The organism is Sporanaerobium hydrogeniformans (genome assembly GCF_002735925.1).
GTDB lineage: Bacteria > Bacillota > Clostridia > Lachnospirales > Cellulosilyticaceae > Sporanaerobium > Sporanaerobium hydrogeniformans.
This window is the reverse complement of sequence record NZ_PEDL01000002.1, coordinates 371,385-393,177: the sequence shown is the minus strand read 5'-3', so window position 1 is coordinate 393,177 and position 21,793 is coordinate 371,385. Positions and strand designations below refer to the sequence as shown.

Annotated in this window: 20 protein-coding genes; all 20 read right to left on the bottom strand. The window is 37.9% G+C overall.

Annotated features, from left to right (window positions below):
* Positions 1 to 32: 32 nt before the first annotated feature.
* The 20 genes from hypE to CS063_RS04655 all read right to left on the bottom strand — a co-directional run bounded on the left by hypE (position 33) and on the right by CS063_RS04655 (position 21,788).
* Entirely contained in the window at positions 33 to 1,043 is a 1,011-nt protein-coding gene (gene hypE / locus CS063_RS04750; protein ID WP_099448527.1) for a hydrogenase expression/formation protein HypE, read from the bottom strand.
* Positions 1,027 to 2,109, bottom strand: coding sequence for a hydrogenase formation protein HypD (gene hypD, locus CS063_RS04745; protein WP_099448526.1), 1,083 nt, complete (start codon positions 2,107 to 2,109; stop codon positions 1,027 to 1,029). Before hypD ends, hypE begins: the two co-directional genes overlap by 17 nt.
* Positions 2,110 to 2,325 carry a HypC/HybG/HupF family hydrogenase formation chaperone gene (locus CS063_RS04740; protein WP_180270685.1) on the bottom strand — a complete coding sequence of 72 codons (216 nt, stop codon included), beginning with the start codon at positions 2,323 to 2,325 and terminating at the stop codon, positions 2,110 to 2,112.
* Complete coding sequence (hypF, locus tag CS063_RS04735) at positions 2,325 to 4,646, bottom strand: carbamoyltransferase HypF (protein ID WP_099448524.1); 2,322 nt, start codon at positions 4,644 to 4,646, stop codon at positions 2,325 to 2,327. The genes CS063_RS04740 and hypF overlap by 1 nt, the downstream gene beginning before the upstream one ends.
* 1 nt (position 4,647) lies before the next feature.
* Positions 4,648 to 5,310 (bottom strand): hydrogenase nickel incorporation protein HypB, encoded by a 663-nt coding sequence (hypB, locus tag CS063_RS04730; protein ID WP_099448523.1) that lies wholly within the window; start codon positions 5,308 to 5,310, stop codon positions 4,648 to 4,650.
* Positions 5,291 to 5,665 (bottom strand): hydrogenase maturation nickel metallochaperone HypA/HybF, encoded by a 375-nt coding sequence (locus CS063_RS04725; protein ID WP_099448522.1) that lies wholly within the window; start codon positions 5,663 to 5,665, stop codon positions 5,291 to 5,293. Before CS063_RS04725 ends, hypB begins: the two co-directional genes overlap by 20 nt.
* A 232-nt stretch (positions 5,666 to 5,897) precedes the next feature.
* Positions 5,898 to 6,635 (bottom strand): tRNA pseudouridine(38-40) synthase TruA, encoded by a 738-nt coding sequence (gene truA / locus CS063_RS04720; RefSeq protein WP_099448521.1) that lies wholly within the window; start codon positions 6,633 to 6,635, stop codon positions 5,898 to 5,900.
* A gap of 84 nt (positions 6,636 to 6,719) precedes the next feature.
* Complete coding sequence (locus CS063_RS04715) at positions 6,720 to 7,544, bottom strand: VanW family protein (protein WP_099448520.1); 825 nt, start codon at positions 7,542 to 7,544, stop codon at positions 6,720 to 6,722.
* A gap of 483 nt (positions 7,545 to 8,027) precedes the next feature.
* The gene (gene pyrE, locus CS063_RS04710; protein ID WP_330400971.1) at positions 8,028 to 8,699 is read right to left on the bottom strand and encodes an orotate phosphoribosyltransferase; all 672 of its coding nucleotides are present in this window, start codon (positions 8,697 to 8,699) and stop codon (positions 8,028 to 8,030) included.
* 129 nt (positions 8,700 to 8,828) lie between these two features.
* Positions 8,829 to 9,776 carry a dihydroorotate dehydrogenase gene (locus CS063_RS04705; protein WP_180270684.1) on the bottom strand — a complete coding sequence of 316 codons (948 nt, stop codon included), beginning with the start codon at positions 9,774 to 9,776 and terminating at the stop codon, positions 8,829 to 8,831.
* Entirely contained in the window at positions 9,769 to 10,536 is a 768-nt protein-coding gene (locus CS063_RS04700; RefSeq protein ID WP_099448518.1) for a dihydroorotate dehydrogenase electron transfer subunit, read from the bottom strand. Before CS063_RS04700 ends, CS063_RS04705 begins: the two co-directional genes overlap by 8 nt.
* Complete coding sequence (gene carB, locus CS063_RS04695) at positions 10,529 to 13,774, bottom strand: carbamoyl-phosphate synthase large subunit (protein ID WP_099448517.1); 3,246 nt, start codon at positions 13,772 to 13,774, stop codon at positions 10,529 to 10,531. Before carB ends, CS063_RS04700 begins: the two co-directional genes overlap by 8 nt.
* Complete coding sequence (locus CS063_RS04690) at positions 13,767 to 14,834, bottom strand: carbamoyl phosphate synthase small subunit (RefSeq protein ID WP_099448516.1); 1,068 nt, start codon at positions 14,832 to 14,834, stop codon at positions 13,767 to 13,769. Before CS063_RS04690 ends, carB begins: the two co-directional genes overlap by 8 nt.
* Complete coding sequence (gene pyrF, locus CS063_RS04685; protein WP_099448515.1) at positions 14,834 to 15,748, bottom strand: orotidine-5'-phosphate decarboxylase; 915 nt, start codon at positions 15,746 to 15,748, stop codon at positions 14,834 to 14,836. Before pyrF ends, CS063_RS04690 begins: the two co-directional genes overlap by 1 nt.
* A gap of 113 nt (positions 15,749 to 15,861) precedes the next feature.
* Entirely contained in the window at positions 15,862 to 17,136 is a 1,275-nt protein-coding gene (locus CS063_RS04680; protein ID WP_099448514.1) for a dihydroorotase, read from the bottom strand.
* On the bottom strand, positions 17,133 to 18,059 hold the full coding sequence (locus tag CS063_RS04675; protein WP_099448513.1) for an aspartate carbamoyltransferase catalytic subunit: 927 nt from the start codon (positions 18,057 to 18,059) through the stop codon (positions 17,133 to 17,135). Before CS063_RS04675 ends, CS063_RS04680 begins: the two co-directional genes overlap by 4 nt.
* Positions 18,060 to 18,074: 15 nt before the next feature.
* Entirely contained in the window at positions 18,075 to 18,278 is a 204-nt protein-coding gene (locus CS063_RS04670; protein WP_099448512.1) for a hypothetical protein, read from the bottom strand.
* A 145-nt stretch (positions 18,279 to 18,423) separates the two neighbouring features.
* The gene (locus CS063_RS04665; RefSeq protein WP_099448511.1) at positions 18,424 to 20,355 is read right to left on the bottom strand and encodes an ATP-dependent DNA helicase; all 1,932 of its coding nucleotides are present in this window, start codon (positions 20,353 to 20,355) and stop codon (positions 18,424 to 18,426) included.
* Positions 20,356 to 20,518: 163 nt separating this feature from the next.
* Complete coding sequence (locus CS063_RS04660) at positions 20,519 to 21,121, bottom strand: thymidine kinase (RefSeq protein ID WP_180270683.1); 603 nt, start codon at positions 21,119 to 21,121, stop codon at positions 20,519 to 20,521.
* 61 nt (positions 21,122 to 21,182) lie between these two features.
* Positions 21,183 to 21,788 carry a precorrin-2 dehydrogenase/sirohydrochlorin ferrochelatase family protein gene (locus CS063_RS04655; RefSeq protein ID WP_099448509.1) on the bottom strand — a complete coding sequence of 202 codons (606 nt, stop codon included), beginning with the start codon at positions 21,786 to 21,788 and terminating at the stop codon, positions 21,183 to 21,185.
* Between the last annotated feature and the right edge of the window lie 5 nt (positions 21,789 to 21,793).

Below are 21,793 nucleotides of genomic sequence, written 5' to 3'. Positions count from 1 at the left end.
GCAACAACTCCCTCTAGACTTGCTCCTTTTTATTAGCAAATTCTTGGCACTTGAAGGGTTGACAAAGGTGCTAGTACATAATAAGTTCCCAACTTTGTTTTCACCCATACCTTCTTCTTATGCACCTTAACCACCTTTCCTATAATAGCAGCCCCTCTGCCTAATTCAAAAGTATGTAGTCTTTTAAGCAGTTGATGGCTTATACGTGCATCACAAACAATCACTGCCTTTCCCTCATTTGCACTATAAAAAGGGTCTATTCCTAGCAGTTCACACACCCCTTGCACACATGCCTGGATAGGAATTTTACTTTTTTCTATTTCTATACCTAATTCTGAACTACTAATGATTTCATTTAGTACAGTTGCTAGACCCCCTCTTGTAGGGTCACGCATCATATGTATTTGCCCCTCAAACTCCTCACAAAGAGTGTTTAGCATCCTACCTAATGGTGCACAATCACTTGTTATTCTTGTTTTTAGTGGCACTTCTTCTCTCGCTAAAAGTAATGCTATTTCATGTTCTCCAATACTTCCCGTTATAATGACATCATCCTCTGCCCTTATTTCCGAGGGACTAATACTTCTTTTATGACGCATGATCCCGATCCCAGCTGTATTAATATAAAGGCTATCTCCCTTTCCATTAGGTACAACCTTTGTATCACCTGTGACAATTTGCACGCCTGCTTCTTTACTCGCTAAATGCATGGATTCAACAACTTTTTCTAAAACAGTTAGCTCTAACCCTTCTTCAATAATCATACTGCAACTTAAATATAAGGGTTGGCTTCCCCTTACTGCTAGGTCATTAACCGTCCCATATACCGCTAACTTCCCAATATCTCCTCCTGGGAAAAAAAGAGGTGTCACCACATAAGAATCTGTTGTAAAGGCAATCCTGCCCTGTCCCATTTCTAGATAAACCGCATCACTATTTTGTCTCAAATACGTATTATCAAAGTACTTATAGAATAATTCTTCAATTAAAACTCTGGATTGTATTCCCCCGCTTCCATGCAGTAGTTCAATAACTCTCTTCATTTTTGCCTCCTTCCTTAAAGTGATAGGCTATGGCACATGCGCCTTCTACCGTAACCATACAAGCGCCTTGAGGATGCATGGGTGTACAGGATTCGCCCCATAAAGGACACTCTTGTGGTTTTTTTCGTCCCCTTACCACTAAGCCACATAGACATAATCCCATTTTGTTATAAGAGTCACCTGTTTCCTCGTTACTAGGAATGATTTCAAAATTTTTATACGCTTCTTTCATGCCATACCCTGAGAATGGCACCTTCCCTATGCCTCGCCATAAGCTTTCCCTTGTTTCAAATACTTCCCTCATCTGATTTTGAGCTAAAATATTCCCCTCACTACTTACCACATTGCCATATTCATTTGTACACGTTGCCTTACCTTCTACACATAAAGCGATCAATCTTGCTAATGCCACTAAAAGCTCATCCATTTTAAAACCTGCAATCACCCCTGGAATACCATAATCTATAGAAATTTGTGTGAAAATCTTTTCTCCAAGAATAACAGCCACATGCCCTGGATATAAATACCCTTGTATGTTTTCTTGATTAGAAATCCAATTTAATACAGGTATCATTCGCTTAAGTCCACACCATACTTTTAGGTTTAATAAATTTAATGCTTTTGCTTTCTTAATAACCCATGCTATTAGTGGTGCTGTTGTCTCAAAAGCAATCGCTATAAATATCACCTGTTTGTCTGGATAAGCTGCTGCTATTTTTAAACACTCTAAGGATGAGTAAATCATCCGCACACGCTTACGGTTTATGCCTTGCATTTGAGGCAATCTCAGTAAATCACCAAAACATACTATAATGTTTTTTTCATCTTGGCAATAACTTCTTATATCTATCAAATAAGCATCAGGTGTGACACAAATGGGGCATCCTGGGCCAGAAACCAACTCCATTGTAGGTGGTAAAATTTGTGTCAATCCATATTCACTGATTGCTTTTGTATGGCTCCCACACACTTCCATGATTCGTATCTTGGGTCCTTCATAATGACTAATATAGTCTATTACCTTGCTCCTTGTAGCATCCTCTAATAGCTCTTCCCCTAATCTCATTTAGTGTTCTCCTAAGCTTTTTAAAAATGCTTGTGCTTCTTTGGCACTCTGCTCTTCAATCTTTCCAATAGCATAACCTGTATGAATGAGTACCCATTCCCCTACTTTTACATCCTCTAAGAAAATGATATTAATTTCTTCTTCAATCCCCCAAATGGATACCCTTGCCTTTTCTTGATAAACAGCTATAACACGTCCTGGAACAGCAATACACATTATCTCTCCTCCTTTTGGAGTTTTACCCAAGCAAGAGCACATTGACCTAGTGAAATACCGCCATCATTAGTAGGTACTTGTTGCTGCCAATACACTTTAAACCCCTTTTTTAAAAGACCATTTATGCATCCTTCTACTATGAAATGGTTTTGAAAAACCCCTCCACTTAAGGCAACTTGATTCAAATGATAGCTATAACGTAGCTTTTCACACATTTCTACCGTCATGCAAATAATGGTTTGGTGAAATTTTGCAGCGAGTGTAGATACTTTTTCTCCTTTACTTTGGTCTCTTATAAGAGCTTTGAACATGCGCTCAAATCCAATCACCCATTTACCCGACTCTTCTTTAGCCATGTCATAAGGGTAACTCTCTTGTGTTAAGTCTTTTACCTGATGCTCTAACCAAATAGCCGCCTGTGCCTCATAACCAATTTCTTCGCCTTTTCCTAGCAATGCAGCCACCCCATCAAAAAGCCTCCCCATACTAGACGTATACGGTGTAAAAAGAGACTTTTTCCAGCTTATAGCAAGCAATTGCTCCCCTTCCTCTAAGGCTATCTTTGCAAACTGATTATAAAGCTTATGACGTCTTGCACTTAAATCTATACCAAGTGCTTCTTCTAAATGCATTAAGTAACTATAGGCCATCCTCCAAGGTTCTCTAATGGCTTGCTCCCCTCCTAGCATTTTTACATACTGTAAATGCCCCACTCGCTCAAGTCCCTTTAAATCGCCTACAAAAAATTCTCCTCCCCAAATCTGACCATCTTCTCCATATCCTGTCCCATCATAAATCACACCTATAACTGGATCCATTAGATGATTTTCTGTTATACAGCTCGCCAAGTGCGCTTTATGATGTTGAATGCCTATTAGAAACTTCTCTTTAAATTCCTTTGCATACTGTGTGGTTATATAGTGGGGATGCAAATCATAGGCTATCCATTGTATATCACAATCTAAAATTTTCTTAAAATGTTGTATACTCTTCTTGTAAAATGCCAAACCATTTATTGTGTCTATACTCCCTAAATGTTGACTTAAATAAGCCTGATCTTCTCTTAAGATACAAAAAGTATTTTTCATATCTCCTCCACAAGCTAGTCCACTTATTGGTGCGAGTTGCAATTGCTCTTTTAAATAAGTTAGCGTAATGGGTTGAGGGGTATATCCCCTTGCCCTACGAATGATTTGTTCCTTTCCCCCTATTACACAGGTGACACTATCATCTATTCCTATTTCGATTCTTCTCTTATGAAAAAGTACATAATCTGCCATACCTTCTAAATGAGAAAGCGCCTTTTCATCCTCATAGTCTATAGGCTCACCTGACAAATTACCACTCGTCATTACCAATGCTTCTAACCCTTCCTCAAACAACAAATGATGGATTCCCATATAAGGTAACATCAGCCCAATCCGTTCTGTATCTGGAGCAAGTACATCACCTAAAGCAAAATCTAGATTCTTTTTCACTAAAACAATAGGTGCTTGATGGGATGTTAAAAGCTTTGCTTCCTCATCACTAACTTCCCCATATTTTTTTGCTGTTTTTAAATCCTTCACCATTATGGCAAGGGGTCTTAAGTCCCTCTTTTTTCTCTCTCTTAGTTTTTCAATCAACTCTTTCTTAATAAGTGTTGCTAAATGATAACCACCTACTCCTTTAATCGCTACAATTTGCTCCTCTTGCAATTTATATCTTAACTTTTGAATCGCATCTACTCTATGGTCTCTTCTTTTGTTTATTCCATCCCATAATAGCAATTGGGGCTCACATTCAGGACAACAAATCGATTCTGTATGAAAGCGATGATTAGAAGGATTCTTATATTCCTCCTCACACTTTTCACACTTTACAAAATCCACCATCGTTGTTTGCTCCCTATCATAGGGTAACTCCTTAATCATCGTAAATCTTGGTCCACACTGAGAACAGTTGATGAGAGCATCTCTATATCTTCTATTGGTAGGTGTATACAGTTCCCCTAGGCATCTATCACATATCTTTCTGTCTGGAGGTAATTCAATCCTACAATCCACTCTTTTTTCGCTTTCTCTAATTATAAATTCCGATTCTTTTATAGGTACTTTCTGTTTTGTTAGAATTTTATTTATTTGAGCAGCCTCTGGTTTTTCATCTACCAACGCAACAAGAAAGGCCTCTATTTTTTCTCCTTGAATCTCCAGTACAACACCTTCTGCATTATTAAATACCCATCCCGATAACTGATACCTTTGAGCCAACTGATACACAAAAGGTCTAAAACCAACACCTTGTACTCTCCCTTCTATTTGAATGCTTATCCTATTAACCACATTAGCCCTCCTTACATCTGAGCTCCTCTAATTTATTAAGAAACCATGCTTCGAGTTCTATAAGTCCTTTCTCCGCTAAGGTAGATACTTCGAACAGCTTAACCCCCGGATGAATGGCTTCTATATCCTTTCTAAAAGCTAACGCATCAAAAGGAACATAGGGTAAAAGATCCATTTTACTAAGGATAATTGCATCACTTACCTCAAACATCAGAGGATATTTCTTTGGTTTATCATTTCCCTCTGTGACACTACTTAACATCATTTTAAAATGTTCTCCTATTTTGAATTCAGCAGGACAAACCAGATTACCTACATTTTCAATAATAATCATATCAAGTTCATCTATAGGCAGTTGCTCAAGGGCTTTTTCAATCATAAAGGCATCTAAGTGACAGGCCCCTTGGGTATTAATTTGAACGACAGGAATGGCTATCCTTTCAAGCCTTTTTGCATCCTCTGCCGTGTAAAGATCCCCCTCAATAACCCCCACATTTATTTTTTGCTTTAAACTTATTAAAAGTTTTTCTAATAAACTGGTTTTTCCAGCACCAGGTCCACTCATCATATTAATCATTACTATTTTCTTTTCTCTTAGTAAAGCTTGTATACGTGTATGACAAGCATCATTTGTAGCCAGTATGCTAATAGGTGTCTCTAGCATCTCCTTCCTCCCCCTCTACTTCACTAATTTGTAATTCATAACCTGAGATTATTTCTAAGTCATTTCCTTTACAATAAAGGCATCTCTTTCTTTCATGGGTTATCGCACTTGTCTGATGACACTGCCTACATACTGCCTTTGCTGATACGCGCTGGATGGTCATTTGGCAATTTTTAAGTCCATTAATAGACTGAGATTGTAGCATAGCCTCAAATGCAAAAAGGAGTGCTTCTGGCATGACATTAGAAAGTTCTCCTATTTGCACGGTTACCTTTTCAATGCTCCTCATCTGTTGATTTTTTATTAATGCATTTAAACACTCTATAATACCCATAGCTAAGCTTACTTCGTGCATATTTCCATCCTTATAAACTTATCTTATTTATATCTATTACTTTTTCTATTAAGTTATTCCTATTTGCGTAACGCTTTGACTTCTTCTATCGTAAGTCCTAGTCTGCTGGCAATGGTCGCATCGTCTAATAAATCCAATAATGCCTTAGCAGCTTGTCTTTTAGTAAAAATAAAAGACTTACCTTACTTATCATTCACGATCTTTAACAAGTAGGGTAAGTCCTTATTCTCTTTTAATAACGTACGTCTAATAAACACATCGCTTTTGGCTTTGCCATAGGATAGCCTGCTGCTCTTTGCTTTTTGTCCATAATATACTGTGTTTGCTCAGCTGTTACGGTGCCTTTTCCTGCTTCAATTAATGCTCCTATCATCATCCTGGGCATATGAAGCAAGAAGTCATCGGCCGTCACTTGGATTGTTATCCGATTACCTACTTGGTTAATCTCAATCTCATTGATGGTTTGCATGGTAGATTTACCATTTGGTTTAAGACTTGTGAAGCTTTGAAAATCATGCGTTCCTTTAAAAACAGCTGCTACTTTTTCCATATTTTCAAGGTCAAAGGTCTCGTCCATATGATGAACATACTTTCTCTCAAATACATTTCTTTGAGCTGCACAATTAATAGTATAGCCATAGGTCTTAGCTTTTACATTATAGCGGGCATGGAAACGCTCATCTACTTCTTCTATACTTTTTACTACAATATCCTCTGGCAAAAATTCATAGCAATAATCTAGCATGCATTCTGGACTTAAGTGGCATTCTGTTTTGAAATTTGCCACATAGTTTTCTGCATGAATCCCTGCATCAGTACGTTCACACCCTATAATAGACACCTTTTCCTCTGCCATCTTTTCAAGTACTGCTTCTAATTTATGTTGCACCGTTAAGTCTGTATCCTTTTGAAGCTGAAAACCTTTATAACGACTTCCATCATATTGAACGATCATTTTAAAATTTCTCATTGTATTTACCTTTTCATATTAAATTTAGACTTTACATAAAGTCTATCCTCATTATATACCATTTTATGATTTTTGTATCTCTCCTTAGGTAGATTGTAGGATAGGTCCACTTAAATCATACATGACTTTAGCATAGTTTGTCTTAATAAGTTCCTTTGCTACAATATCGCCTGTGGTCTTGTCAATACATTCCCTGAAAACTTTCCCCGTACGATAAATACCATCTTCTTCCTGCTTAAAATATTCATCTTCTACTTTTATATGATATTTTGTATCACTGGTCTCACTAGCTCTTATCTCACCATGTAAATACTCCTCAGATGTATAAATAATAAGCTGATATGTATGATTGGTATTATTTTTAAAGCGATAATCTAAATAATTATACATAATAGATGTCCCTGTTCCAAAAGGAATGACTCTACCATAATCTGGAAACCAATCTACCCCTTCATGATGATGATGTTCAACAATATCTAGAGGTGTATGAAGAACAAGCCAGTGAATCAAATTAGTAAACTGGCACATGCCTCCGCCAATACCTTGTGATAGTTTCCCTTTTCCAATGGTAAGCCCTACTCTATACCCCTTCTTTTCCGAGCACTTCCCTACCAATTTCCAAAAAGAGAACACTTCTCCTGGTCGCACCAGAATACCTGTCACCTTTGGCGCTACTAATTGTAAGTTGTGTGCCTTATTTTCTTGTAATGCAAGATTGGTATTACCTAGACGTCTTCTTATAAGCGACTGATACTCATAAACAAGTATAGGTAAAGGCACCTCTGCTTTCTTTTTAGCTATTTTTTCATGTGAAATAATATTTTTCATATGTCTCGTTAACTGGCATTTTATAACTGAGATTTTATACGTCATTGGTGAGATTTCACAAAATAATTTTCTTTGCTTCATATGCTCCCCCTCTAAAAAATTTTACTAAACTAAATTGTATTTAAATCATCTGCTCCCTATCATTATTATAGTCAATCTATGCTTTTGGGGCTTACCATTTGCTCATGAACCTACACTTTGGATAGCTAGAACATCCCTAGAACTCTTTTCACACATTATCTTCTTATTTTACTGCTCTTAACATAAGTTCACTGCCACATTTTGGACAAATACCACTATGATACGTTGTCAATCATTCAAATAATTGGTCTCTATTATTGATTAACTCCACTGCAATTTCCCTCACTTGACACTATTATTTTTAAATTACTAATATTCTAACACATTGTTTGCCTTTTAAAAATATTTTATCTAAATAATGCTTCTCTGTCTTGCATGTCCTTAATGTACTATTTCACCAATCTATAAAAAGGGATAGACTTTTTTTATAGATAGTCTATCCCCTCTTATTTGAAACTATTATTTCATTTTTGGAATGGTTATTTATTTCACACAGTACTCTTCAAGATAAGCTTCCATTCTTGCCTTCATGGCGTCGTCGATGTAGACTTTACCATCGATTTCAACGTTGTGAATGGTATCAATGATTTCGCGGACCGTTACAATCGGGTAGGTTTTAATACCAAATTCTGCCTCGATTTCTTGGATGGCTGTTTTATCACCTTGACCTCTCTCCATACGGTCTACAGAGATTATAAGCCCTTCGATTTGGACGTTTGCAGCACCTTTGAGGATGGGGAATACTTCTCTTACAGCTGTTCCTGCTGTGATCACATCTTCAATGATGAGAACTTTGTCACCATCTTGTAGCTTGTAACCTACCATAGAGCCACCTTCGCCATGGTCTTTTTCTTCTTTTCTGTTGAAGCAGTAGTTTAGGTCTTTGCCAAATTCATTTGATAGGGCAATGGCTGTAGCGACTGATAAAGGAATCCCCTTGTAAGCTGGTCCAAAAAGAGCATCTACCTCTCCTTTACCATTTTCCATAATACTTTTAGCATAAAATTCACCCAGTCTAGCTGCTTGTGCACCTGTTTTGTAGTTTCCTGTATTGACGAAGTAAGGTGTTTTACGACCACTTTTTGTTATAAAATCTCCAAAAGTTAATACCCCTGATCTTACCATAAATTCGATAAACTCTTTTTTGTAGCTCATTTCCTTCATCCCTTCAATTGTTGTTTTTTCTTTCTATTAAGCTTTTACTACTCCTTATTGCTTTAAAGTAAACCTCTGTTTAAAAAGAAAGGAGAGTTGCCTCCCCTACCTTTATATTATTTTCTATCTTTATCCCTCAAAAGCATCTCTTATTTCTTGTAAATTTTTAAATCCATAACGCTCCATATAGTCAATAAGCTCTCTTTTAATAGCAACAGGTGCTGTTGGACTCGCAAATGCCGCTGTACCGACTGAAATAGCATCAGCACCTGCCATAAGGAATTCCACCACATCCTCACCTGTCATGATACCACCAAGTCCGATAATGGGGATATGGACTGCACGCCTTACTTGGTAAACCATACGTACTGCTACAGGTTTGATGGCTGGGCCTGAAAAACCACCCATTTTATTTGCAATCACAGGGCGTTTACGATGTACATCGATACGCATCCCCATTAAAGTATTAATAAGGGAAACAGCATCTGCACCTTCTGCTTCTACTGCCTTGGCAATGGAGGCAATATCCGTTACATTAGGTGAAAGCTTCACAATGATAGGCTTTTTACTAATTCGCTTCACTTCACGTGTCACCTTTGCTGCCATATCACAGGAGGTTCCAAAACCAATACCCCCTTGTTTCACGTTAGGGCAAGAGATATTCACTTCTAGCATGTCCACATCAGCTTCACTTAAACGCTCCACTACATCACAATACTCCAAAATACTATGTCCTGCCACGTTGGCAATAATCTTAGTATCAAACTGCCTTGCAAAAGGTAATTCATGCTCCATATAATAATCTACACCTGGATTTTGAAGGCCTACGGCATTAATCATTCCACCATAAGTTTCTGCAATTCGAGGTACTGGATTTCCATCCCAAGGTGTACTTGCAATCCCTTTGGTAATCATAGCTCCTAGTTCACTTAAATCATAAAACTCACTACTCTCATGGGGTGAGAAAGTACCTGAAGCTGTTGTAATAGGATTTTTAAGGGTGATGCCTGCAAGGTTCACACTCAGGTCAATGCCTTTATCTCTTGCCATTTGATCCAGCTTTGTTAAATTACTCATCCCACTTCACCTCGCTTCCTAAGAAAACAGGTCCATCTTTACATACTTTTTTATGCTCAAAGCCTTTTTCATTGTCTGCTTTTGTTTTGCAAACACACCCTACACAGGCACCATAGCCACAGCCCATACGTTCTTCAAGAGAAACTTGAATAGGTACATTCACTTCAGAGCAATAAGCTGCTAATGCTTTCAGCATCACTTTAGGTCCACAGCTATAGAAGTAATCCCCTTTAATGCCTTCAGCTTGAATCAGTTCAAGTACATTCCCTTTAAAGCCTACTTTCCCACTATCTGTAGCAACATAGACTTTTACGCCTAAGTTTTCTAATTCCTTTACTAAGAAAGGTTCCTCTCTAAAACCTAATACAGCGATTTTTTCACCTTTGATATGCTTAGCAAGTTCCACTAATGGAGGTACGCCAATACCACCACCTACTAAAACAGAAACAGGTGCTTCTTGTACCTTATAGCCATTTCCCATTGCACTACTGATCCGAATGGTATCTCCTGTTACTAGAGTCGCAAACTCTTTTGTTCCTTCTCCTACTACGCCATATACCAGTGTAAGGGTGGTCTCACCTATTTCACAAATACTAATGGGTCTAGGCAGTAAGGTACTTTTAGAGGCTGGATACACATTAACGAACTGCCCACACTTTGCATTTTGTGCTATTTCTGGTGCTTCTATAATCATTTTAAAAATCATAGGGGCAATTTCATCTTGCCCTATGATCTTTCCATTTACTACTTGTTTACTCATGACGACTTACTCCCATATCATAAATATCTGTTTGCTCTGTAGTCATTTGTTTAGACACAATATCAGCTAAAGCTCTTACGGTGTCTAGTGAAGTTAAGATTTGGATAGATGCTTCAATGGCTAAACGTCTGATTTTGAAACCGTCACGTTTAGAATCATTTCCTTTAGTTGGTGTATTAACCACCAGGTCAATCTCACCACTTCTAAGGAGTTTAAAGATTTCATCTGTTTCTTCTACAAATTTATGACCTTTAACTGGTGATAATTTTTCTACCACTCTTGCTTCAATACCGTTTTCTTGTAATTTCTTAGCTGTGCCTTCTGTAGCTACAAATTTATAGCCCATGCTTGCAAAGCGTTTGGCAATCACTGCGAACTCATCTTGATCGTATTTTTGAACTGTGGCAAAGATGGTGCCACCTTGCATTGGAAGTGATTTGCCTGCTGCAATAAAGCCTTTATAAAGTGCTTCTTCTACTGTTGTGCCTACACCCAGTACTTCTCCTGTTGACTTCATTTCTGGTCCAAGGCTTACTTCTACTCTTGGTAATTTTTCTGTTGAGAATACGGGTACTTTCACCGCATAGAAATCTTTTGGTTCTGGATAAAGTCCTGTGCCATAACCAAGGTCTGTAATTTTCTTACCAAGCATGGCTTCTACAGCAAGGTCAATAATGGGTACACCTGTTACCTTTGAGATATAAGGTACTGTACGGCTAGAACGTGGGTTAACCTCGATAATATAGAGATCATTTTTGTATTCAATATATTGAATATTAATCATACCCAGTACTTTAAGCTCTTTAGCAAGCATTTGTGTACAGGTGATGATTTTTTCTTTAATATGCTCTGGAATATTGACACTTGGATAAAGTGTTGTACTATCTCCTGAGTGAATACCTGCTCTTTCTAAATGTTCCATGATTCCTGGAATAAGGATGTTTTCACCATCTGAAAGGGCATCTACTTCAATTTCACGTCCCATGAGGTAACGGTCAATAAGTACTGGGTTTTCTGGATCTCTCTCAAAGGCATTAATGAGATATCTTTCTAATTGATGCGCTTCATAAGTGATTTCCATGCCTTGACCACCTAGTACATAAGAAGGACGTACAAGTACTGGGTACTCTAATTCCTCTGCTACTTTAAGTCCTTCTTCAACGGACCAAATGGCTTTTCCTTTTGGACGTTTGATGTGAAGTTTTTCTAAGATTTCATCAAATTTTTCTCTATCTTCTGCTTCATCCATGTGTTTTGGATGGGTACCCAGTACAGGGATATTCATTTTTTCACAGAATTTAGCGAGTTTAATCGCTGTTTGACCACCAAATTGAAGGATCACACCCATTGGCTTTTCTTTTAAGTAAATGTGGTAGAAGTCTTCATCTGTTAATGGCTCAAAGTAAAGCTTATCCGAGGTATTAAAGTCTGTACTGACTGTTTCTGGGTTATTGTTCACAATGATGGTTTCAATGCCTTTTTTCTTAAGCGCCATGATGGCATGAACAGAGCAGTAATCGAACTCAATCCCTTGACCAATACGAATGGGACCTGAACCAATAACCATGACTTTCTCTTTATCAGATACTTCTACTTCATCTACTTCATCATAAGTGGAGTAGTAGTAAGGTGATTCTGCTTCAAACTCACCACCACAAGTATCAACCATTTTGTAAACAGGTACAATGTTCCATTTAAAACGAATGTCACGAATATCCTCTTCGCTCACACCGATTAAATCTGCAATCGCTTTATCTGAGAAGCCTCTTTTCTTAAGCTTGCGTAAAAATTTGGGTGTGAGTTCATCAAAGTTCATTTCAGAAAGAAGCTCCTCTTGCTCTACAATCCAACGGAATTTTTCTACAAAGAAAATGTCCATGCCTGTAATTTTACAAACTTGCTCTTTTCTATAGTGACGACGCAGCATTTCTGCTAGGGCAAAAATTCTTTCATCATCTGCTGTGATGACTTTTTCTTTCAGTTCATCTAAGCTACATTCTTCAAGCTTTTTATGTTTAAAGCTAAATTTACCTATTTCAAGTGAACGGAGACCTTTTAAGAACGCACTTTCAAAGTTGTTACCAATGGACATGATTTCACCGGTTGCCATCATCTTTGTGCCAAGTGTACGTTTAGCTGTGTAGAATTTATCAAATGGCCATTTGGGTATTTTACATACCACATAGTCAAGTGTTGGCTCAAAACACGCATATGTCTTACCTGTTACCGTATTTGGAATTTCATCAAGGCCATAGCCAAGGGCAATCTTAGCGGATACTCTAGCAATGGGGTATCCTGTTGCTTTAGAAGCTAAAGCTGAAGAACGGCTTACACGAGGATTAATCTCGATAACTGCATACTCAAAGCTCTCTGGATGAAGAGCCAGTTGTACGTTACAGCCCCCTCTAATATCACAAGCTGAAATAATGTCTAGTGAGGCACGACGTAGCATTTGATATTCTCTATCTGAAAGTGTTTGAGAAGGTGCTACTACAATACTATCTCCTGTATGAATACCCACTGGATCAATATTTTCCATGTTACATACTGTAATAGCTGTCCCATAGTTATCACGCATCACTTCATACTCGATTTCTTTCCAGCCCTTAATACATTTTTCAATCAGTACTTGGTGTACACGAGAAAGGTGAAGACCACTTGCACAGATTTCACGAAGTTCTTCTTCTGTTTCTGCAATACCACCACCTGTACCACCTAGGGTATAAGCTGGTCTAACCACTACGGGGTAACCAATTTTTCTTGAAAATGCTACAGCTGCTTCTACCGTTTCTACAATTTCACTTTCGATACAGGGTTGATTGATACGTTTCATAAGGGCTCTAAAGAGTTCACGGTCTTCCCCTTCTTTGATAGCTGAAATTTGTGTCCCAATCACCCGTACATTGTATTTCTCTAAAATACCTTTATCATTTAATTCTACTGCTAAGTTAAGGGCTGTTTGACCACCTACACCTGCTAAAATACTATCTGGTCTTTCTTTCGCAATCACTTTTTCAAGGAATTCTAAGGTTAAGGGTTCGATATAAATTTTATCTGCTATTTCTTCATCTGTCATAATAGTCGCTGGGTTACTATTGACAAGGACTACTTCAATACCTTCTTCACGAATGGCTTGGCAAGCTTGTGTTCCTGAATAATCGAACTCAGCTGCTTGACCGATAACAATAGGACCTGATCCTATAACTAATACTTTTTTGATGCTACAATCTTTAGGCATTTAATTTTCCTCCTTGCATAACAGTGATAAATTCGTCAAAAATATGTGCTGTGTCTGTTGGACCTGGGCATGCTTCTGGGTGGAACTGAACACTGTAAATATCTAAGTCTTTAAAATACATGCCTTCTACCGTTTGGTCATTCATATTGGTATGTGTGACTACGGCACCTTCTGGCAATGTTTCTACATAGTAGTTATGGTTTTGAGAGGTAATGTATACACGGTTTGTGATAAAGTCTTTCACCGGGTGGTTACAGCCATGGTGACCAAATTTAAGTTTCGCTGTATTCCCACCAAGTGCTAAACAAAGTAATTGGTGTCCAAGACAGATGGCTGTAATCGGTTTTTTACCAATTAAGACTTTAACTGTTGCAACTGTATCTGGTACATCTTTAGGGTCAGCTGGACCATTTGATAAAAAGATCCCATCTGGGTTAACAGCCAAGATTTCTTCTGATGTAGCTGATGCTGGGAAAACAGAAAGCTTACAGCCTCTTGCTTCAAAAGAGCGAAGAATATTACTTTTAATACCACAGTCAATAACTGCAATATGTGTGTTATTTCCTTCAATCACATAGCTTTCCTGAGTGGTTACTTCTGAAACAGCCATTTGGTTATTAAAGGCATCTATTTTAAGCTTGATTTGACTTGGCGTGAGTTCTCTTACAGCAATGATGGCGCGCATGGTACCATGTTCTCTTAATACCCTTGTTAAAGCCCTTGTATCAATACCTTCAAGACCGATTACTTTTTGTGACTTTAAATAACCATCTAAAGTCAGTTCACATCTAAAGTTATTGGGATAATCACTATTTTCTCTGACGATTAAAGCACGCACATGAGATTTGCTACTTTCCATATCTTCAAGGTTAATCCCGTAGTTTCCGATAAGGGGATAAGTCATCACTACCATTTGCCCATAGTAGGAAGGGTCTGTTAAGATTTCTTGATAACCTGTCATCCCTGTATTAAATACGACTTCTCCAATTGTTTCTTTAAGGTATCCGAAGGCCTTACCCTCAAAGACCATCCCATTTTCTAAAATTAACTGAGCTTTCATCAACGCATCACTCCTTGTAAGTCATCTCTCATAGCTAATACTGCTTTTTTAGCCGCTATGGCAAATTCTTTTTCTGTTACTTCTTTATCTTTTTGATAAGCTGCAATAATTCCTCTTGAAGAGTTCACAATGATTCCATTTCCGTCCTTGTCAAAATAATCTTTTAGATCTTCTGCCTTACCACCTTGTGCCCCATAACCTGGTACAAGGAAGAACGTATGTGGCATACGTTTTCTAAGCTCTATACCTTGCTCTTTATAGGTTGCACCCACTACAGCCCCAATTTCACTATATCCCATCGTTCCCATAGCCAGCTCCCCCCATTCACTCACAAGGTCTGCTGTTTTATCATAAAGAGGCACTCCGTCTACAAGAAGATCTTGTAATTCTTTGCCACTTGGATTACTGGTTTTAACAAGTATGAAAAGTCCTCTGTGGTAGTCGTTACATGCTTTAATAAAAGGTTCTATTCCATCAAAGCCCATATAAGGATTTAAGGTCACTGCATCTTCTTGCCAAAGATCCATGTGTACGCCTTCAATCTCTACTCCTGCAATATGTCCTGCATAAGCAGCAGCTGTTGAGGCAATATCTCCTCTTTTCACGTCCCCAATGACTACTAACCCTTTTGCTTTGGCATAAGCAATCGTCTCTATATAAGCTCTTAGCCCTTCGAGGCCATATTGTTCATACATAGCTATTTGAGGTTTTACTGAGGGAATAAGATCGTGTACCTCATCTATAATGGCTTTATTAAATTGTAAAAACATTTCTGCCACAGCCTTTGGCGTTTTACCATAAGTCTCTAACATTTCCTCTTTAATAAAGGTAGGAATCATGGCATAAGTAGGGTCTAAACCTACAACAGTTGGGTTTTGAGTTGCTTTAATTTTATTTATCAATTGATCAATCATTTATAAATCTCCTTTTCCAAGTGGTTGGCCTCTATTTTGCATTTTTATGCATTAAATATTATAAATATTCTATCATAAACTTTTGTTTTTGTGAACTAGCTTCTCTCTATTCTTTATGCTTTTTGATAAATTATTTTTCCGTTCACCAAAGTCATACAAACTTCACCCGTTACTTCCATTCCTCCAAAAGGTGTATTCTTAGATTTCCCTACAAAAGTTTTTGGGTCAATGGTATAGGTTTCTTTAGGGTCAATGATGGTAATATCCGCTACTTTACCTATTTCTATGCTTCCTTTATCTAAACCTAATATCTCTGCAGGCTTCGTACTCATCTTTTCAATTAACTCCATAGGAGTAAGGTAGCCTTCTTTTACAAGATGTGTATAGCTTACTGCAAAGCTTGTTTCAAGACCTACAATCCCAAAAGGTGCTTTATCAATTTCTACATTTTTTTCATCGTAGTGGTGTGGCGCATGATCTGTGGCAATCACATCAATGATGCCTTCTTTAAGCGCTAGCTTCATCGCTGCTACATCTTCTTTAGTGCGAAGTGGAGGGCTCATCTTTTTGTTAGCATCGTAATCCCCTAAAATGCTGTCATCTAGCGAGAAGTAATGAGGAGCTGTTTCGGCTGTCACTTCTATACCTTGCGATTTAGCAAAACGAATAAGGTCTATACTCCCTTTTGTACTCATATGGCAAAGGTGAAGCTTTACCCCAGTGTACTTCGCAAGTAAGATATCCCGTGCTACGATGATTTCTTCTGCTTCTCTTGGAATGCCTTTAATCCCAAAAAGTTGTGCATTTTCACCTGCATTCATCGTCCCTCCTGTCAAAGTACGGTCTTCAGTGTGAGAAAGGATTGGAAGATTAAAGGGTTTAGCATATAACATGGCCTTTTTCATAAGTCCTGCATCCTCTACTGTTTTACCATCTTCACTAATGGCACAAATGCCATGCTCTACCATTTTACCAATGTCCGAAAGCTCCTCACCCTTTTGCCCTTTTGTGATGGCACCTATTGGAAGGACATTCACACCATTTGCTTTGGCTGCCATCGCATGAATGTACTCGACAACACATTCATTATCAATAACAGGCTGCGTATTGGGCATACAGCATACTGTTGTAAAACCACCTTTTGCTGCTGCACGGCATCCACTTTCAATATCCTCTTTATGTTCAAAGCCTGGTGCACGAAAATGGACATGCATGTCAATAAGACCTGGTACAACCCATTTACCTTTGGCATCAATGATCTCATCAGCCCTCTGACCATCACCCTCACCAAAAGCAATAACTTTCCCCTCTTCTATCCATACATTGGTTACTTCTTCTTGTTTTGTTTTAGGATTAATCACTAACCCATCTTGAATGCATATCCTCATCGTTGTTTTCTCCCTTCATTTAACTGTGTAAGTATGGCCATACGAATCGCTACTCCATTGGTTACTTGTTCATCTATAACAGATACTTTGCTGTCAATCAGCTCAGGCATTAATTCTACTCCCCTATTAACAGGTGCTGGATGCATTAAAAGAGCCTCTTTATTAGCTTTTGCAAACAACTCTTCATTTAAACCATAAAGCTGGCTATATTCTCTTAGGTTAGGGAAAAGACCACCTTTTTGACGCTCCAGCTGGATGCGTAAGCCCATAACAATATCCGCTCCTTTTAGAGCTTCTTCTATATTGTTGGTTACTCTGCACCCTAAGCTTTCCATGCTTTTTGCTGTAAGTGTACCTGGTCCTGCTAAAGTCACATGGGCACCAAGAGCTGTTAAAGCAAATACATTGGATCTGGCTACCCGGCTATGCGCAATGTCTCCTATGATTGTTACTTTTAAATCTTTAAAGCCCCCCTTTTTTTCGTAAATGGTATAAAGGTCTAAGAGAGCTTGGGTAGGATGCTCATTGGCACCATCTCCTGCATTGATAACAGAAGCCTTTACATTTTTAGCTAAGAGATGGGCAGCACCACTCATTCCGTGGCGGATAATCATGTATTCAATTCCCATACGATCAAGCGTAATACCTGTATCTACTAACGTTTCTCCTTTTTGTACACTACTTGTAGCAATACCTAGGTCTACCATATGAGCGCCTAGATAAAGACCTGCCATATTAAAGGCTGTACGGGTGCGTGTACTATTTTCATAAAAAAGTGTAATGATACTTTGGTTCTTTAAAAGAGTGAGTTTAGTTTTTTGACCTGTAACAATAGGCTTCATCTCCTGAGCGAGCTCCAGTAAACTCATGATTTCTTCTTTTTCTAAACCTCTTATGCCCAATAAATCTTTGCTGCGTAACATAGATACACCTTCCTTTTATAAAAAGTATTTTTTCTGACAAAAAGAAAAGGCAATGAAAAGATAAGTGACCTTATCTCTCATTGCCTTTAAGCTAAAAAAAGAACCAACATTTCTTAAAGCATAAGTCTGCTTACTTATGCCTCTTACAAAAAAAGTTGCTTCTCTATTTTTTATATAATGATTAGACTGACTGCGTAATTTATTAACTAAGTTTCTCATAGCTTCTCCTTTTTGGTCTCTCTGTACCAAGCTTAAAGGTTATATATTATTCTATTTTCTGTTTAATAGAATAGCATACTTAAAGACCCCTGTCAACATTTTAGTCCTCTCATTTACGATAAATCTATCAAATTTTCTTGTATTTTTAATATAGACATTCTGCTCCTTCAGGTAATGCACTTCTAACAACTTGCTCCCATTTCTCACCTAATACCTTATCCATAAAGACGATATTGCCTCTATCTGTTTCTGTTCGAATAAGTCGACCACACCCTTGCTTAAGTTTAAGCCCCATTTCTGGATACTCTACACGCGTAACGGGATCTAACCCTTGAGCTTTTACTTCTTTGCATTGTGCCTCTATAAGTGGATCTGCCACTGGAAAGGGTAGTTCCCATATCACTACTAATGTTAAAGCATTGCCTGGTACATCTATTCCTTCCCAAAAACTTGAGCTTACCAAGACACTCGTTTCATTCTCTTTGAATTTTCTAATTAAATACCCTCTGTCTGCTTGGTCCTCATAAAGCACTTCAAAAGGTAATGTTGATCTTTGTAACTGCTTTCTAATTTGACCCACTTCACTTAAGGTACGTGTTAGCACAAGTGCACGTCCCTCATTATTTTTAAGCAACTCTCTAAGTTTTTCTATACGTTCACTCCTATTATGGGCGTCTTTAGATGTAGCCTCCTTGAATGTGGTAAAAGCTATTTTTACTTGCTTTTCCATATCAAAAGGACTTCCTATAGATGAACTAGAAGGAGCTTTTAATCCCATCTTGCGTATGAAGTACTCAAAGTCTCCTTGGCTACTTAAGGTTGCAGAACTAAAGATAATAGGTAACTTTTTGGTGTAAAGCATTTGATCCAATAGCTTTTGTAAATGTCTTGGTACGACCACCAAGCTTTCTTCACCACTCTCTAACCAGAAAATCACCTCATCCCCTGCACTTTTGCAAAGCATGGCTAGACCTTTCATCACCCCCTCAATCATTCCTTCATAGCCCTGAATTAAACTTATAGGTATACACTCTAAGTAAAGCTCTTGTTCAATTTGTAATTCCATAAGTAAGTTATCACATGCTATACGTAAATTATTTGCCACTCCCAATAACTCAGGGTTAAGCTGAATACTTTGACGTTCCCCTAATGCTTTGGTTTCAATAGATTGCTTGGCTTTATGAAAAAAACGTCTTGCCTGCTCCTCTAGGTTCTCTAGAGCAATATAAAAGCTCTCTCTAGCACCTTGAATCCCTTCTAATGCTCTAATCATCGTCTCTATGTCTTGTTTAATAATTTGCTGTCCCGCTTGTAAAGCTGCTGGTAGTAAAATTTGATGTCCTTCATCAAAAATAACCCCTGAATAACTTGGCAAAATAGGCTGAAGACCATTTGCTAGCTTTTCTTCTCTTGTCCACAAGTCATAAAAAAACGTCTCATGATCCACAATAATTAAATCTTGTGCTTTTCTATAGTGAGCTCTTGCACGTACTATTTTGCAATAACCACGATTCACGCAAATATCACACCTCATCCCTTCATTCCAGGCTATCTTTTTCCACATTTCATCTGATAGATAAGGTATCTCTTGACGTTCACCGCTTGTTGTCTGCTCCAACCATTTATACACTTCTTCTGCTCGCTCCCCCAATGTCTCTATACTCTCATTGGCACGTATATCACAGACGAACTGTTTAGGGTTCTTAGCCATTCTAGCATCTACTTCTAGTCCAAGTAGCTTAGATAATTTAGCAATATCACCACTTTCTGAGGCAAGTTGCTCCTGCAAAGCAGTAGATGCACAAGAAATGACTACTGGTTTTCCCGTATAGCGTGCAAAAGGGATAGCTGATAATAAATAAGCAAAGGTCTTGCCTGTTCCTAATCCCGCCTCTGCTAAATGAATCTTTTTATGGCAAAAAGCATCTGCAATTTGAAACGCCGTATAAATTTGTTCATCCCTTATTTCATAACCATGATCTGGAAGTCTATCATAAAGTACATCCCCTATCCATTCTATTAAATTAACATGAAATTCTTTTTGAGTTGAGTAAGTAAAAGGTGGTTTTATGCACATATTGGTTTTCTCCTATTTGCTACTTTGATTCGTCTCATATCCTTATAAGCACTAGCTGTCATTATAACAAGGGCTCTGGATTTCTTCAAGCCACATACAAAATCGTACACTTAGATTACACAAGAGGCACTCTAAATGTACGATTTTTTAGGGTTGATAGGAACTACTTTTCTACTTGACCTAACATTTTATAGATTTTATAAAAATCTAATTTTGAAACGGTGGTATAGCTTGTTTTATCTAAATCACCTACTACGATGGTGTTCTCATTCTCTCCAAGGGGACTTGGTATACCATTAGTATATTTTATGTGATGACTTAAGGTATGTTGATCCTTATCCACCATTTTTATAATTTCGATTTCATCCGCATAAGCCAGTGCTAAAGCCGCACTTGAAAAAGGCGTTCCTTTCCAAGACATTCTAAGACCATACATACTCACATTAGTAGATGAAATGGCACTAATTTGGTAGAGCTCCTTAACCTGCATCTCACTAAGCATATGAAATTCATCGACAACAATGTAATCATAATTATTGCTAATAATCTCATCAATAGGTAGTGATTCTTCTGGGTTAAGTAAAATATCTGCCTTTACTTTATCTTTTATCAGACGACTGCATATGTATCCACCATCTCGTGTATCTAATTCTGGTTTAATGACTAATGTCTTTAGGTTTCTCACCTTTAGATTCTGAACCTCTGCAATGGCTCTTGCTGATTTGGAAGACCCCATAACCCCCACTGTTACCTTGTAAAAACCCATCTTTTTTCTCCTTCTCTTGCTTGTTAACATCTTTTGTTCTAGTATACTTTATTTTAAGTACTTAAAAAAGGTCCTCGTTTCTCTTCAGAGACTCCCAAAGCCCGTTGCATTCCTCAAAAGATTTATTAGAAAGCTCTCTTAAAAAGGTTTGCTTCTTTTCTTCAGGCCAGCTTTTAGCTAAAACTATTTTTCTTATTTCGCCTAAAAGAGTGACATAAGCTCCATAATCTTCATCATACCTTTTGGCTAATTCCTTTTTGATATGTTTGGCAAGAGCTGGACTGTTACCACCTGTAGAAATACTAAGCACAAACTCCCCTCGTCTTACGACACTAGGGACAATAAAACTTGAAAGACTAGGGCTTGATACTACATTACATAAAATCCCCTTTTCCTCACATGCTTTCCCAATTTGTTCATTGATGTTTGGATGATTTGTAGCTGCCACTACAAGGAAGCACCCTTGTAGCAGGACTTCCTCGTAATAACCTTCTATTAATGTCATTTGCTTATGGAGCCCTTCAAAGACTTTATCAAATTGTGGGCTAATCACTTGCACACAGGCACCTGCTTCTAAAAGACCTTTCGCTTTACCGTAAGCAACTTTACCTCCACCAAAAACAATGACCTTTTTTCCTTGCAGTTTAAGCATCATAGGATAATACACTTTAC